Genomic DNA, 12,992 nt, shown 5'->3' with positions numbered 1-12,992 from the left:
TCAAAGCTTAACCTGACCATGGATCAGCGGCGTCACCTCGCCACTGATCCAGGTCAGATCGCCGTCACGCCAGACATGCACGCGGCCATCGCGCCCCAGCGCCGAACCCTGCGCGGCGATGTAGCGCTCCGGCGCCAGCCCGGCGCCCTGCAACCAGAGCGCCACGCCGGCATTGAGGCTGCCGGTCACCGGGTCCTCGGGCACGCCCAGCGCGGGCACGAAGGCGCGCAGCTCAAACTGCGTGTCGCTGCCGAGCGGCTGCGGGCCGACGACGCCGAGCTTGAGTCCCTTCATCGCGACGAAGTCCGGCTGCAGCGCGCGCACCGTAGCGGCGTCCTTCAGGCGTGCGGCCATCCAGCCGGGACCGTTGTCCACCCAGACCAGGTCGAGCAGCTCGTCTTCGGCAATGCGCAGCGAGCGCAGCACCTGCTCGCGCAGCGCCGGATCCTGCACCGGTCCGCTGCGGCGCAGCGGCGGCGCGGCGAAGGCCAGCCGCGCGCCATCGCGCTTCACGCGCACCAGGCCGATGCCGCACTGCTGCACCAGTTCGCCGGGCTTCTTCGGATCGCCGCCCGAGGCCAGCCAGGCATGCGCAGAGCCCAGCGTTGGATGGCCGGCAAAGGGCAGCTCGCCGCCCGGCGTGAAGATGCGCACGCGGTAGTCGGCCGCCGGATCGGTGGGCGGCAGCAGGAAGGTGGTCTCGCTGAGATTGGTCCAGCGCGCGAAGGCCGCCATCTGCTCGTCGCTCAAGCCCGCCGCATCGACCACCACGGCGAGCGGATTGCCTTTCAGCGGCTGGGCAGTGAACACATCGACTTGCACGAAACGGCGCAGCTCGCTCATCGCTCGGGCTCCAGACAGATTCAGGGGGTACTCAGCGCCGGCGCCTCGGCCAGCGCCTCGCGCAGCACGCGGCCGAGGATGGCCACGCCGTCGGCGATCAGCTCGGGCGTCAGCGTCACGAAGGACAGGCGCATCGTGCGCGGGTCGGGCCGCTGCGCGTAGAAGGCCGCGCCGGGCACGAAGGCGACGCCAGCCTCCACCGCGGTCTCAAGCAGCGCCATCGCGTCGAAGCCCTCGGGCAGGCGGATCCAGAAGAACATGCCGCCCTCGGGGCTCTGCCATTCGCAGCCGGCCGGCAGGTGCTCGCGCAGCGCCACGGCCATCGCGTCCCGGTTGGCCTTGTAGAGCGCGCGGATCTTCGGCACATGCTGATCGAGGAAGCCGTCCTTGACCACCTCGTAGACCACGCGCTGGTTGAAGCCCGGCGTGTGCAGGTCGGCGGCCTGCTTGGCCTGCAGCAGCTTCGGATAGAGCTCGGCGGGCGCGATCATGTAGCCCAGGCGGAAGCCCGGCGTCAGCACCTTGGAGAACGAACCCAGATAGACGCTGCCCTCGGGCCACAGCGAGGCGAGCGAGGCCGGCGGCGGCTGGTCGAACCAGAGATCGCCGTAGGGGTTGTCCTCGATGATGGGCACGCCCGCAGCCTGCGCTGCGGCCACCACCTCCTGGCGGCGCGCGGCGTTCATCACGCGGCCGGTGGGGTTCTGGTAGTTGGGCAGCAGATAGGCGAAGCGCGTGCCCGGCGCGTCGTGCGGCAGCGCGCGCAGCGCCTCGGGACGCACGCCCCCGGCGTCGCTGGCCAGGCTGGCGTAGATCGGCTCGAAGGGATTGAAGGCCTGCAGCGCGCCCAGATAGGTGGGCGTCTCCACCGCCACCGGCGCGCCGGCGTCGCACATGATCTTGCCGATCAGGTCCAGGCCCTGCTGCGAGCCGCTGGTGATCAGCACCTGGTCCGGCGTGACGCTCATGCCCAGCGCGGCGGCGCGCGCCGCGACCCACTCGCGCAGCGGTGCGAAGCCCTCGCTGGCGGCGTACTGCAGCGCCTCGCGCGGATGCTGGCTGAGCACGCGGTCGCAGGCGGCCTTGATCGCGTCCACCGGGAAGGTGTCGGCCGAAGGCAGGCCGCCGGCCATCGACAGGATGCCGGGCTTCTCGGTGACCTTGAGGATCTCGCGGATGATGGACGGGTTCATGCGGGCCGCGCGACGGGCCTGGGTCCAGACGGTGCTCATGGCTGTTTCTCTCCGATATGTGCCGCCGTGCTCGCGCCGGCGGATGAAGGCATCGATTGTGGACCAGCCGGCGCGGCCGCCAGCATCCAGTCCAGCGCCGCCTCGGCATGCAGCCGCGTGCTGTCGAACAGCGGCACCGGGCTCCAGGCCTTCGCATCCTGCGGGTCCAGCAGCAGGCTGATCTCGGTGCAGCCGAGGATCACGCCCTGCGCGCCAGCGGCGGCGAGTTCCTTCACCACCGCCTGGTAGCGCTGGCGCGAGGCCGGCAGCACCTGGCCGCGGCACAGCTCGTCGAAGATCACGCGGTGCACCTCGGCACGCGCATCCGGCGACGGCAGCACCATCTCGATGCCATGGCGGGCCAGACGCTGGCGGTAGAAGTCCTGCTCCATCGTGTAGCGCGTCGCCAGCAGGCCGGCACGGCTGACGCCGGCATCGCGCAGCGCCAGCGCGGTGGCGTCGACGATGTGGATCAGCCGCAGGCCGCTGCCCGCCTCGATCGCGTCAGCCAGCTTGTGCATGGTGTTGGTCGCGATCAGCAGGCCTTCGGCGCCTGCCGCCTTCAGCCCGGCGCCGGCACGCGCCAGCAGCCGGCCGGCCGTGGCCCAGTCGCCGCTGCGTTGCAGCGCCTCGATCTCGGCGAAGTTCACGCTGTGCATGATCAGCCGCGCGCTGTGCAGGCCGCCCAGCCGCGCCGCGACGCCTTCGTTCAGCAGTTGGTAGAGCAGCGCGCTGCTCTCCCAGCTCATGCCACCCAGGATCCCAAGTGTCCTCATCAATCAGCCCCCCCTGCTGTCCACCGGCATGCGCTTGCCCAGCCACACCACCGCCACCACCGCCACCACCGCCAGCCCGAAGGCCAGCGTCATCGGATCCAGCGCCTCGCCCAGCAGCGGCACCGCCAGCAGCATCGACAGGAATGGCTGCAGCACCTGCACCTGGCTGACGCGCAGCGTACCGCCCAGCGCCAGGGCGCGATACCAGGCGAAGAAGCCCAGCCACATCGAGAACAGCGACACGTAGAGAAAGCCGCCCCAGGCCGCCGCGCCCACCGGCTGCGCCGGCCAGTACAGCAGCGCCACCGGCAGCGTCAGCGGCAGGCTGAGCACCAGCACCCAACAGATCACCTGCTGTGGCGGCAGGCTCGTGCTCAGCCGCGCGCCGCCCACATAGCCCCAGGCAGCCGCCAGCACAGCGCCAAGCAGCAAGGCGTCCGCCCACTGCAGGCCGCCCGCGCCGCGCCAGGCGGCGAAGCCCACCACCAGCGCCAGCCCGGCCAACGCGCAGGCCCAGAAGCCGGCCGAGGGCCGCTGGCGCATCACCAACGCCGCCAGCGTCGCGGTGGCCAGCGGCAGCACGCCCGACACCACCGCGGCATGTACCGCATCCACATACAGCACCGCCCAGCCCAGCAGCAGCGGCCAGCCGAACACCACGCCCGCCGCCGTCCAGGCCAGCAGCGGCCATTCGCTGCGCCGCGGCCAGCGCGCCCGCACCGCCACCAGGTAGACGATCGAGCACAGCCCGGCCAGCGCCGCGCGGCCCAGCGCGACGAACACTGCGTCCAGCTGCGGCGCCGCGGCGCTGCCGCTGGCCAGCCGCGTCATCGGGATGCTGAGCGCAAAGATGAACACCCCCAGCAGGCCCAGCAGCATGGCGCGACGCAGCGTACGCGCTTCGTCCGCCTGCGGCGACGCCAGGCTTGCAGCGGCGCACGTGCCTGCTGCACCGGACAGGCCCGGGCTTGCGTCGATGGTGTTGCTGCTCTTGCTGTCCATGGGCTATGCAGTCTAGGATGCATCACCAACACAGCACCAATACACTTTGGCGCACACAACATCTCACTGTATCGGCATGGACACCAATACATCTGGCAGCAGCCGCGATACCCAGACGCTGTCGCGCGGCTCCAGCATGCCGCTGGCGCAGCAGCTGGCGCAACGCTATGCCGAGCGCATCCGCCAGCGCCTGCTGCTGCCCGGTGCGCGACTGCCCTCGGTGCGCGACTGCGCGCAACGCCACGGCGTGAGCCCCTACACCGTGGTGGCCGCCTACGACCAGCTGCTCGCGCAAGGCCTGCTGGAGGCGCGCAAGCAGCGCGGCTTCTTCGTGCGCGACGGAGCCACCACCATGCCGCCAACGGCGCCCGCTGCACCGCACCTCGGCCCGGCCGAGCGCGCCACCGGGCGGCGCAGTCGAAGCCTGCCCGGCGCCGAGGCGCCGCTCGATGCCAGCACACTGATCCGCGGCATGTTCCAGGCCGATGCGCGCACCGCGCCCGGCCTCGGCACATTGCCGGCCGAGTGGCTGGACCTGGCGATGCTGCAGACGGCGATGCGCCGCGTCGTCGCGCAGAGCGACGACGCCGGCGGCCAGCTGATGCTGCAATACGGCGAGCCCGCCGGCGACGAGCGGCTGCGCGTGGCGCTGGCGCAGCGCCTGAGCGACCTGGGCATCGTCGCCGCGCCGGAGCAGATCGTCACCACCGTCGGCGCCACCCATGCGCTGGACCTGATCACGCGCAATCTGCTCAAGCCGGGCGATGCGGTGCTGGTTGACGAGCCTGGCTGGGCGATCGAGTACGCGCGCCTGACGCAAGCCGGCATGCGCTTGCTGCCGGTGCCGCGCGGCAGCGATGGCCCGGACCTGGACGTGATGGCCCGCCTGGTCGAACAGCACCGTCCGCGCGCCTACGTCACCGTCTCGGTGCTGCACAACCCGACCGGCAATACGCTGACGCTGGCCGCGGCGCACCGCATCCTGCAGCTCGCCGAGGCCGGCGACTTCCTCATCGTCGAGGACGATACCTATGCCTTCCTCGCGCCCAACCATGCGCCGCGCCTGGCCGCGCTGGACGGCTTGCGGCGCAGCGTCTATGTCTCGGGCTTCGCCAAGATCCTCACGCCGGCCTTCCGCGTCGGCTATGTGGCGGCCAGCCCCGAGCGCATCGCACTGCTCACCGAAGCCAAGCTGCTGCAGACGCTGACCAGCAGCCCGCTGCTGGAGCGCGCCGTGGCGCTGTGCCTGGAGCAGGGCCAGCTGCGCCGTCATGCCGAGCGCGTGCAGACGCGCCTGGATGCCGCACGCCAGCGCGTCGTGCGCCTGGCGCTGGACGCCGGCTGCCGCTTCGTCACACCGCCGCAGGGCCTGTTCGGCTGGGTGGATGCGGGCGTCGATACCGAACAGCTCGCGCAGCGCCTGCTCGACGCCGGCTGGCGCATCTCGCCGGGCCTGCTGTTCAGCGCCACGCGCCAGCCCGGCGCGCTGATGCGCGTGAACTTCGCCACTGCGCAGGACGCGAAGTTCTGGCGTCAGCTGAAGCGAGACAGAGACGCGCTGCTGGCACGCTAGCGCAGCGCGTGGCTCACTCGCTCAAGCGATTTCGCCCGCGCTGCTTGGCGCGGTACAGCGCCTCGTCGGCGCGCCGGTAGAGCGAATCCGCGCTCTCCTCGTCCTGCGCCAGCGCGACACCCAGACTGACAGTCAGCAAGCCGTCGGCCACGCCACCTTCATGAACGACGGCAGCCTGCCGCAAGGACTGCTGCAGCGACTCGGCGCAGCGCCTGGCGCCGGCCAGGTCGGTATCGACCAGCACCACGGCGAACTCCTCGCCGCCGAGCCGCGCCGCCATATCGCCGGGCCGCCGGGCGGCGCCGGACAGGCAGTCAGCCACGACCTTCAGCGCCTGGTCGCCCTGCTGGTGGCCGTAGCGATCGTTATAGGCCTTGAAGAAGTCGACGTCCGCCATCAGCAGGCACAGCGGCCGGCCGTCACGCCGATGCTGCCGCAGCGCCTGCTGCAGCCGGATCTCCAGGCCGCGACGATTGCTCAGACCCGTCAGCGGGTCGGTCTGCGACAGCCGCTCCAGGGTCTGCACCTGATCGGCAATGATGCCCAGGAACTCGTTGGAACCTCGCGCCAGGGCCGAGATCTCGTCCTTGCCTTGCACGGAGACTCGTTGCAGCCAATCCCGCCGCCCCTGGATCTGCTCCATCTGGCGTCCCAGCCGCGCCAGTCGCACGACGACGATGCGATCGATCGCGATCCCGATGCCCAAGGCCAGCGCCGCAGCCAGGCCCGCCATCATCCAGCTGATCCGGCGTAGCAGCTGCTTGCCCCGCTCCATCTCCCGCCGGGGCCAGGCAGCCTCCAGCGCGGCCACAGGCACGCCCGAGATGTCGCGCAGCGGCCAGCTCAGCTGCACCCGGTCGCGCTGCTGCTCCATGCGCAGCGGCCCCTGCCCGGCCATTGCCGGCAGCTCGACAGCCAGCGCCTCGCCCGCCAAGGCCTCGGTGGCCTCGACCGGGCGGACAGCGAAGGCCATCTCGCTACGCCGCGTCACCGCTGCCAGCACATGCTGACCAAGCGGCACCGCCACGGTGACCACGGCCACAGCGCCCGCCGCTGGCTGCCCGCTGCTGCCCAGCAAGGGCCGCTGGCAGAGCATCATCAGCGCTGTGCCCGCACGCGCCAGCCCGCAGGGCAGCGCTTCCGCCTGCGCAGCCAGACCGCCGCTGCGCAGCCGCAGCTGCACGGACGGCTCCAGCGCGCCCGGCAGTCCCAGGCGGGCGCCGTCGGGGGCGCTCACATTGACGGCCAGCGAGCCATCCTGGCGATGCACGGCCAGCCAGACCAGATTGGACGGCTCCAACGCCTGCGCGCTGAGGTTGCGCGCCGCGAACGCCGGATCTGCGCGACGCACATGCAGCAGCAGATCGTCCCAGTTGCTCCACTCGCGCAGGGCCAGATCGACCTGGAGGAACTGGTCTTCGAGCGCCATCAGCAGCTGCCCGAACTTGTCCACCGCCTCCAGGCGATCCACCTCGCCATAGCTGTCCAGCACCTGCACGCGCAGCAGCCACAGGCTCAGGCCACCGCTGAGCAGGTACAGCATCAGTACCCAGAGCGCCACCTTGACTCGCAGTCCCATCCAACACCTCTGTCTGCCTGGCCATGCAAGTATCGGTCGCGCACCACCGGCCAGGATCACTGACGAAGAAAACCACACCGCGGCAAGAACCGATGAGCCTCAGCGCCGAGGCACCGCTCGAGCTCCGTCTCCTGATGGTCGATCCGCTGGAGGGCGTGCGCACCAATCCCCGCAGGCTGTTGCAGGTCGTGCAGCTGAACGGCTCGGGTGCGCTCGTTCCTGCGGCCAGGCTGCCGCGCAAGCCAAGCTGAGGCTGCTGCGCCGCTCAGCCCAGCAGCAGCGCCAGTGCGATCAACAGCGGATAGGGAAATGCGACCGTTGGCCGGCAGGCGGCGCGCGCATACGCGCCGAGCAGCCCGGCGACGCCAGGCTTGCCGGCCTGCCAGTCGCTGTGCAGCTGCATCGCAGCCGCAACGCCATCGTCGGGCCGGCGCAGCAAGGTCTCGATGCGCAGCAGGCGCTCGCCCAGTCGCGCCTGAAAGGTCTTGAGCACCGCGTCCATGACCCACAGCGACAACAGCAAGACTGCGAGTGCCACGGCAGAAGCGGGGGAACAGGCCAGCAGCACGACAGCCGCAAGCTTGACGATCAAGGCCCAGAGCTCGTAGGACTCGTGCTGCCCCTGCAGCAGCAGCCATTCCTGCCGCAAGGCCACAGCCTGCGAAGCGTCGCTGGTGTGCTGGCTCATCGGGCCTCCAGCGCTTCCCAGCGCTCCAGCAACGCCAGCAGCTCTTCCTCGATCTGGCCGGCACGTGCCGTCACCTCGGCAATGCGTGCCGCGCCCTGGCTGTAGAGCTCGGTGCCGGCGATCTGCGCATTGAGTTCAGCCTGCTCGCTCTCCAGCGCAGCGATGCGGCCGGGCAGCTCCTCGAGTTCGCGCTGCTCCTTGTAGCTGAGCTTGCGCTTGGTCGCGACCGCCGGCGCTGCGGCAGGCGCAGGAGCGGCCGCCACCGCAGGCGCTGGCGCCGCCTTCGCGGCCAGTGCAGCAGCGCGCTTGGACTGGATCAGCCAGTCCTCGATATTGCCCTCGTACTCGCGCCAGCGGCCATTGCCCTCGCTGACGATGGTGCTGGTCACCACGTTGTCGAGGAAGCGCCGGTCATGGCTGACGAGGAAAACCGTGCCGTCGTAATCGGCCAGCAGTTCCTCCAGCAGCTCCAGCGTCTCGATGTCCAGGTCGTTGGTCGGCTCGTCAAGCACCAGCACATTGGCCGGACGTGCAAAAAGCCGTGCGAGAAGGAGGCGGTTGCGCTCGCCGCCGGACAGGCTCTTCACCGGCGAATCGGCGCGCGCCGGCGAGAACAGGAAGTCGCCCAGATAACTCTTCACATGCTTGCGCTGGTTGCCGATCTCGATCCATTCGCTGCCGGGGCTGATGGTGTCGGCCAGTGTGGCGTCCAGATTCAGCGCGTCGCGCATCTGGTCAAAGTAGGCAACGCTGAGCTTGCTGCCCAGGCGCACGGTGCCGCTGTCGGGCTGCAACTCGCCCAGGATCAGCTTGAGCAACGTGGTCTTGCCGGCGCCGTTGGGACCGACCAGGCCGATCTTGTCGCCGCGCAGGATGGTGGTGCTGAAGTTGTCGACGATCAGCCGGTCGCCGTAGCGCTTGCTGACGTTCTCCAGCTCCGCGACGATCTTGCCGCTGCTGCCGCCGCTGTCGATGTCCAGCTTCACCTTGCCCTGCACGTCGCGCCGCGCAGCCCGCGCCGCGCGCATCTCGTGCAGCCGCGCCACGCGCGCCACGCTGCGCGTGCGTCGTGCCTCCACGCCCTTGCGTATCCACACCTCTTCCTGCGCAAGCAGCTTGTCGAAGCGCGCATTGGCCAGCGCCTCGTTCTCCAGCTCGTAGGCTTTGGCGGCCTGGAAGGCGGCGAAGTTACCCGGATAGCCGCGCAGCTGGCCGCGGTCCAGCTCGACGATGCGGTTGCAGACCTTGTCGAGGAAGGCGCGGTCGTGGGTGATCAGCAGCAGCGAGCCCTTGAACTCGTTGAGCAAGCCTTCCAGCCAGGCGATCGCATCCAAGTCCAGGTGGTTGGTGGGCTCATCGAGCAGCAACACATCGGGCTGCGCCACCAGCGCGCGCGCCAGCGCGACGCGCTTCTTCAGGCCGCCCGACAGCGTGCCGATCACGCGCGAGCCGTCCAGGCCCAGGCGCTGCAGCGTCTCGTCGACGCGCTGCTCCCAGGTCCAGCCGCCGATGTGCTCGATGCGCTCCTGCACCCAGGCCAGGTCGTCGTCCGGATCGTGGCGCTCGAAGCGTTCGCGCAGCGCCTTGGCCTCGGCCACGCCCTCGCTGACCACGTCGAAGATCGTCGCCTGAGGGTTCAGCTCGGGCTCCTGCGGCACATAGACGCTGCTCAGCCCCTGCTGCAGCTGCAGCAGGCCGTCGTCGAGCTTCTCGATACCAGCGAGGATCTTCAGCAGCGAGGACTTGCCGCTGCCGTTGCGGCCGATCAGGCCGACACGCTCGCCGGTCTCGAGGGCGAAGTTGGCACCATCGAGCAGCGGCACATGGCCGAAGGCGAGATGGGCATTGGTGATGGAGAGGACTGCCATGCCGCGATTGTCGGCGACGCGCCGCCCGGGCTGCGGCAGCGGCCTGCCCGCACCTCGCGAACCGCTCAGGCCTTCAGCGGAGCCGTCAGCGGCAGGACCAGCCGCACCTGGGTGCCGTCGCCGGGCTTGCTGGACACGGAAATCCGGCCGCCGAGCGTGCCCGTGACAATGTTGCGCGTGATGCTCAGCCCCAGTCCCGACCCGCCCTTGCCCAGCCGGGTGGTGAAGAAGGGCTCGAAGATGCGCGCCTGGTGCTCCGACGCGATGCCCGCCCCGTCGTCGGCCACCTCGATCGCCACCTCGGCGGCGCCCAGCCTGTCGATGCTGATGCGGACTTCACCGGCATCCCTGTCCGCATAGCCATGAAGCAGGCTGTTGTTGACCAGGTTGAGCAGCACCTGCCCCAGGGGGCCGGGGTAGCTGTCCATGCGGATCTGCTCATCGCTCTCGATGAGCCTGACCGCGCAGCCCGATCGCTTCAGCGAGGGCGACATGGCCACCAGCACCTCGGAAACCGTGTCATGCAGCAGGAAGCTGCGCCGCTGCGAGCTGGTCTGGTCGACCGCCACCTGCTTGAAGCTGGTGATCAGTTCTGCGGCACGTTCCAGATTCCGCTGCAGGATCTCGCTGGCGGCCACCGAATCGTCGAGAAAGGCCTGCAGCGCCGAGCGCTTGATGCCGGTGTCCATGGTCCTGCGCATCGCCTGGCTCATCTCGCCCAGCGTGCTCGCCACGGTCACGCCATTGCCAATGGGGGTGTTGAGCTCATGCGCGATGCCCGCCACCATCGAGCCCAGGGCCGCCAGCTTCTCTGACTCGACCAGCTCGTCGCGCGTGCGCTGCAGTTCGTCGAGCGCCTGCGCAAGCTCGGCATTGCGCCGCGCCAGCTCGGTCGTGCGCCTGGCCACGCGCTGCTCCAGGTTCACATTCAGGCTGCGCAGCCACAGCAGCTGGGCCAGCACGGCCAGCAGCAGCACCAGGGCGCCCACGACAAGAAAGGTGGGCACCGGATCGCTCATCTGCTGCTGCAGCACCAGCAGCGGGCCCGACGGCTGCTCGGCATGAGCCGGGAACAGGCGCTGGAACTGGATGCCCTCACCCTCCGCCATGCGTCCCTCGAAATCGGTGTTGAGCATCGCGCCGACCTCGACCGAGCCCTCGGAACTGGCCAGCACCCGTCCCTGATGCGCCAGCAGCAGCCGCGTACCCGGCGGGGCCAGCTGACGCATCACCGCATTGCCCATGGGCTGAAGCAGCACCAGCCGGCCCTGCCCTTGCTCGCCCAGCCACAGCGGCACCGCCAGCAGGTGATGCAGCTCGCGGCGCTGCTCCTCCAGCCACATCGCCGGCAGCGGCTCGCCCTCGCGCAGCGCGGCGCTCAAGGCGGCGCCGTCCTGCCCATAGCTGAAGATGACTTTGCCGGCGGCGTTCAGCACCAGCCCCGCAGGAAAACGCTCGACCTTGCCCTCCATGGCGGAGAAGTAGGCACGCAGACGCAGCAGGGGTCGCGTCTCGCCAGGGCCGAAGATGCGCATGAAGTCGATCTGCGCCTTGACTTCATCGGCATTGCGCAACCAGTTCTGCTGCTGAAGCTCATAGCTGCGCTGCACATGCACCAGGGTCGCCTGTGCGGTCGCCTGCTGGTTGGCGCGCACGCTGCCGAGATAGCCCCAGACGATCAGCAGCGCACCCAGCAGGCTGCCCGCCAGGAACAGCCCGCGCAGCCGTGCACCGGCCCAAGCCACCAGACCCGGCGATGCGGAGGAGGACGGCTCGTCCGGCTTGTCTGCAGATTCAGCGCTCATCGATGCCGCCGCGATTGCCAGCCTCAGGGGCTGGTGCCGGCCCAGCGGGCGTTGACCATGCTCTGCAGCTTGAAGGCCTGCGCCGCCGGCGTCTGCTCGGTGGCATGCAAGAAGCGCTCGGTGGTGGCAATCTGCTCCGCCGAGAAGCGGCCATCCGGCGAGTAGATACCCTTGTTCCGTTGCAGAACCTGCAGCAGCTTCTCGCGCTCGCCAGCATCTGCCGACAGCACCGTGGCGATCTCGGCGGCAGACTTCTGCGCCACCCAGGTCAGGGTGCGCGAGACCATACGCACCACCTGGCCGACCAGTTCGGCCCGCTCGGCCACCATGTCCTCGCGTGTGGTCAGGCATGAGTTCAGGAACAGGCCGCCGAGCAGCTCTCTTGTCTGCTTGGGGTCATGGAAGTCCGCCAGCGCGAAGGCTTCCTTGTCCTGCTGCAAGAGCGTGGCGAAGGGCTCGTCGCCCATCAGCGCGTCGACGGCGCCGGTGGCCAGTGCTGCCTGCTGATTGGCATAAGCCTGCCCAACCGACACATAGTTCACCTCATTGGCGCGCAGCCCTGCGCGGGCGAGCATGAACTCGGTAAACAGCTGCGAGGTCGAACGGCCGCCCGGCGCATAGCCCTTCACACCCACCACCATGCCGCGCAGATCCTTGATGCTGCGCACCTGCTTGCGCAAGGACTGACGCACCAGCAGCGTGTAGCCCGGCACCCGCGACAAGGGCGCGATGCAGACGAGCGGATAGCCATTGATGCGCTGCAGCGCTGCGGCGGACAGGCCGGCGGCGGAGAAATCGCTGTTGCGGTCCAGCATCTGCTTCATCGCCAGCGGGCCACCACCGACGTAGCGCAGTTCCAGCGCCAGCCCCTCGGCCACATCGGCACCAATGCGCGGTGCCAGATACAAGGGCAGGAACAGCAGGTTACCCGGCCCCGGCAGCGTCATCGTCACACGCTGCCGTGTCTGCGCGGTCGCGACCGCGGGCGCCAGCGCCAGCAGCGCCACGCCGCCCAGCGACGCAGCGCCGAGATCAAGGACGAAACGTCTCCGATCGTTCATGGGTGTGGCTCCCTGTTTGGCCGGCAGGATAGCAAACGGCACAAAGTAATGCCCCCGACTGCTGGCAGGCCTGCCCCGTCACGGGCAAGATACGCGCACATCGCGACATGCGCATAAGGAACGCAGGACAAATGCTTTGGCACGGATTGATCTGGGCACTGGTGCTGGTCACGCTGGCGCTGTGGAGCAGCTTGGCCTGGGGCGCAGGCAGCCTGCTGCAGGAGGCACTGCACCTGGCCGCCGGCGAGTCGGGCCGCATCGCCCAGGCGCTGGAACAGGCAGCGCGCCACCTGGCCGAGTTGCAGCTGCCACCCTGGCTAGTCCAGCTGCTGGGGCTCGACGCGCTGCAGGGCCTGGTGCGACTGCTGCAAAGCCTGGCGCCCTGGCTGCAGGACCTGCTGGCCTACATGCCAGGACTGCTGCCCTGGCTGATGCCCCTGCTGTGGCTGACCTGGGGCCTGGGCGCGCTCGGCCTGCTGCTGGGTGGCGCGCTGCTGTCAGCCCTGTTGGTGCTGATGCGGCGCACGGCGCCGTCACAGCCACGGCCGGCGCCTTAGGCCTCGCG

12 protein-coding genes are annotated in these 12,992 nt (G+C 69.7%); 3 read left to right on the top strand and 9 right to left on the bottom strand.

Features of this window, described 5'->3' with window-relative positions; genetic code table 11:
* Genes AC2EBS_RS11420 through AC2EBS_RS11405 form a run of 4 tightly spaced genes read right to left on the bottom strand, consistent with a single transcriptional unit; the run spans nt 1 to nt 3,730 of the window.
* Nucleotides 1–843: a PhzF family phenazine biosynthesis protein gene (locus AC2EBS_RS11420; RefSeq protein WP_484728543.1), complete on the bottom strand. Its 843-nt coding sequence runs from the start codon at nt 841–843 to the stop codon at nt 1–3.
* Nucleotides 844–863: 20 nt separating this feature from the next.
* On the bottom strand, nt 864–2,075 hold the full coding sequence (locus AC2EBS_RS11415) for an aminotransferase-like domain-containing protein (RefSeq protein WP_484728542.1): 1,212 nt from the start codon (nt 2,073–2,075) through the stop codon (nt 864–866).
* Nucleotides 2,072–2,851 carry an aspartate/glutamate racemase family protein gene (locus AC2EBS_RS11410; RefSeq protein WP_484728750.1) on the bottom strand — a complete coding sequence of 260 codons (780 nt, stop codon included), beginning with the start codon at nt 2,849–2,851 and terminating at the stop codon, nt 2,072–2,074. The genes AC2EBS_RS11415 and AC2EBS_RS11410 overlap by 4 nt, the downstream gene beginning before the upstream one ends.
* A gap of 3 nt (nt 2,852–2,854) precedes the next feature.
* Nucleotides 2,855–3,730 (bottom strand): DMT family transporter, encoded by an 876-nt coding sequence (locus AC2EBS_RS11405; RefSeq protein WP_484728749.1) that lies wholly within the window; start codon nt 3,728–3,730, stop codon nt 2,855–2,857.
* Nucleotides 3,731–3,929: 199 nt separating this feature from the next.
* Here AC2EBS_RS11405 and AC2EBS_RS11400 point away from each other — a divergent pair, with 199 nt between their 5' ends.
* The gene (locus AC2EBS_RS11400; RefSeq protein ID WP_484728541.1) at nt 3,930–5,426 is read left to right on the top strand and encodes an aminotransferase-like domain-containing protein; all 1,497 of its coding nucleotides are present in this window, start codon (nt 3,930–3,932) and stop codon (nt 5,424–5,426) included.
* A gap of 13 nt (nt 5,427–5,439) precedes the next feature.
* On the opposite strand, the gene AC2EBS_RS11395 is transcribed toward AC2EBS_RS11400, so the two are convergent.
* Nucleotides 5,440–7,005, bottom strand: a complete 1,566-nt coding sequence (locus AC2EBS_RS11395) for a diguanylate cyclase domain-containing protein (protein ID WP_484728540.1) — start codon at nt 7,003–7,005, stop codon at nt 5,440–5,442.
* 92 nt (nt 7,006–7,097) lie between these two features.
* Here AC2EBS_RS11395 and AC2EBS_RS11390 point away from each other — a divergent pair, with 92 nt between their 5' ends.
* Nucleotides 7,098–7,256 (top strand): hypothetical protein, encoded by a 159-nt coding sequence (locus AC2EBS_RS11390; protein WP_484728539.1) that lies wholly within the window; start codon nt 7,098–7,100, stop codon nt 7,254–7,256.
* Between the two features lie 14 nt (nt 7,257–7,270).
* Here AC2EBS_RS11390 and AC2EBS_RS11385 read toward each other — a convergent pair whose 3' ends face one another.
* The 4 genes from AC2EBS_RS11385 to AC2EBS_RS11370 all read right to left on the bottom strand — a co-directional run bounded on the left by AC2EBS_RS11385 (nt 7,271) and on the right by AC2EBS_RS11370 (nt 12,427).
* Complete coding sequence (locus AC2EBS_RS11385) at nt 7,271–7,693, bottom strand: hypothetical protein (protein WP_484728538.1); 423 nt, start codon at nt 7,691–7,693, stop codon at nt 7,271–7,273.
* Nucleotides 7,690–9,561 carry an ATP-binding cassette domain-containing protein gene (locus AC2EBS_RS11380; RefSeq protein ID WP_484728537.1) on the bottom strand — a complete coding sequence of 624 codons (1,872 nt, stop codon included), beginning with the start codon at nt 9,559–9,561 and terminating at the stop codon, nt 7,690–7,692. The genes AC2EBS_RS11385 and AC2EBS_RS11380 overlap by 4 nt, the downstream gene beginning before the upstream one ends.
* A gap of 65 nt (nt 9,562–9,626) precedes the next feature.
* Nucleotides 9,627–11,366: a sensor histidine kinase gene (locus AC2EBS_RS11375; RefSeq protein ID WP_484728536.1), complete on the bottom strand. Its 1,740-nt coding sequence runs from the start codon at nt 11,364–11,366 to the stop codon at nt 9,627–9,629.
* A gap of 23 nt (nt 11,367–11,389) precedes the next feature.
* Nucleotides 11,390–12,427 (bottom strand): ABC transporter substrate-binding protein, encoded by a 1,038-nt coding sequence (locus tag AC2EBS_RS11370; protein WP_484728535.1) that lies wholly within the window; start codon nt 12,425–12,427, stop codon nt 11,390–11,392.
* A gap of 131 nt (nt 12,428–12,558) precedes the next feature.
* On the opposite strand from AC2EBS_RS11370, the gene AC2EBS_RS11365 reads away from it, so the two are divergent.
* Complete coding sequence (locus AC2EBS_RS11365) at nt 12,559–12,984, top strand: hypothetical protein (protein WP_484728534.1); 426 nt, start codon at nt 12,559–12,561, stop codon at nt 12,982–12,984.
* Nucleotides 12,985–12,992 lie beyond the last annotated feature (8 nt).

This window comes from Roseateles sp. T103 (assembly GCF_057219915.1).
The sequence above is the reverse complement of the archived record's forward strand: the minus strand, read 5'-3'. Positions and strand labels throughout refer to the sequence as shown.

Excerpts from the sequence above, each read along its gene's own strand:
- AC2EBS_RS11420 (WP_484728543.1), bottom strand. The coding sequence starts at position 843 with ATGAGCGAGCTGCGCCGTTTCGTGCAAGTCGATGTGTTCACTGCCCAG.
- AC2EBS_RS11415 (WP_484728542.1), bottom strand. The coding sequence starts at position 2,075 with ATGAGCACCGTCTGGACCCAGGCCCGTCGCGCGGCCCGCATGAACCCG.
- AC2EBS_RS11410 (WP_484728750.1), bottom strand. The coding sequence starts at position 2,851 with ATGAGGACACTTGGGATCCTGGGTGGCATGAGCTGGGAGAGCAGCGCG.
- AC2EBS_RS11405 (WP_484728749.1), bottom strand. The coding sequence starts at position 3,730 with ATGCTGCTGGGCCTGCTGGGGGTGTTCATCTTTGCGCTCAGCATCCCG.
- AC2EBS_RS11400 (WP_484728541.1), top strand. The coding sequence starts at position 3,930 with ATGGACACCAATACATCTGGCAGCAGCCGCGATACCCAGACGCTGTCG.
- AC2EBS_RS11395 (WP_484728540.1), bottom strand. The coding sequence starts at position 7,005 with ATGGGACTGCGAGTCAAGGTGGCGCTCTGGGTACTGATGCTGTACCTG.
- AC2EBS_RS11390 (WP_484728539.1), top strand. The coding sequence starts at position 7,098 with ATGAGCCTCAGCGCCGAGGCACCGCTCGAGCTCCGTCTCCTGATGGTC.
- AC2EBS_RS11385 (WP_484728538.1), bottom strand. The coding sequence starts at position 7,693 with ATGAGCCAGCACACCAGCGACGCTTCGCAGGCTGTGGCCTTGCGGCAG.
- AC2EBS_RS11380 (WP_484728537.1), bottom strand. The coding sequence starts at position 9,561 with ATGGCAGTCCTCTCCATCACCAATGCCCATCTCGCCTTCGGCCATGTG.
- AC2EBS_RS11375 (WP_484728536.1), bottom strand. The coding sequence starts at position 11,366 with ATGAGCGCTGAATCTGCAGACAAGCCGGACGAGCCGTCCTCCTCCGCA.
- AC2EBS_RS11370 (WP_484728535.1), bottom strand. The coding sequence starts at position 12,427 with ATGAACGATCGGAGACGTTTCGTCCTTGATCTCGGCGCTGCGTCGCTG.
- AC2EBS_RS11365 (WP_484728534.1), top strand. The coding sequence starts at position 12,559 with ATGCTTTGGCACGGATTGATCTGGGCACTGGTGCTGGTCACGCTGGCG.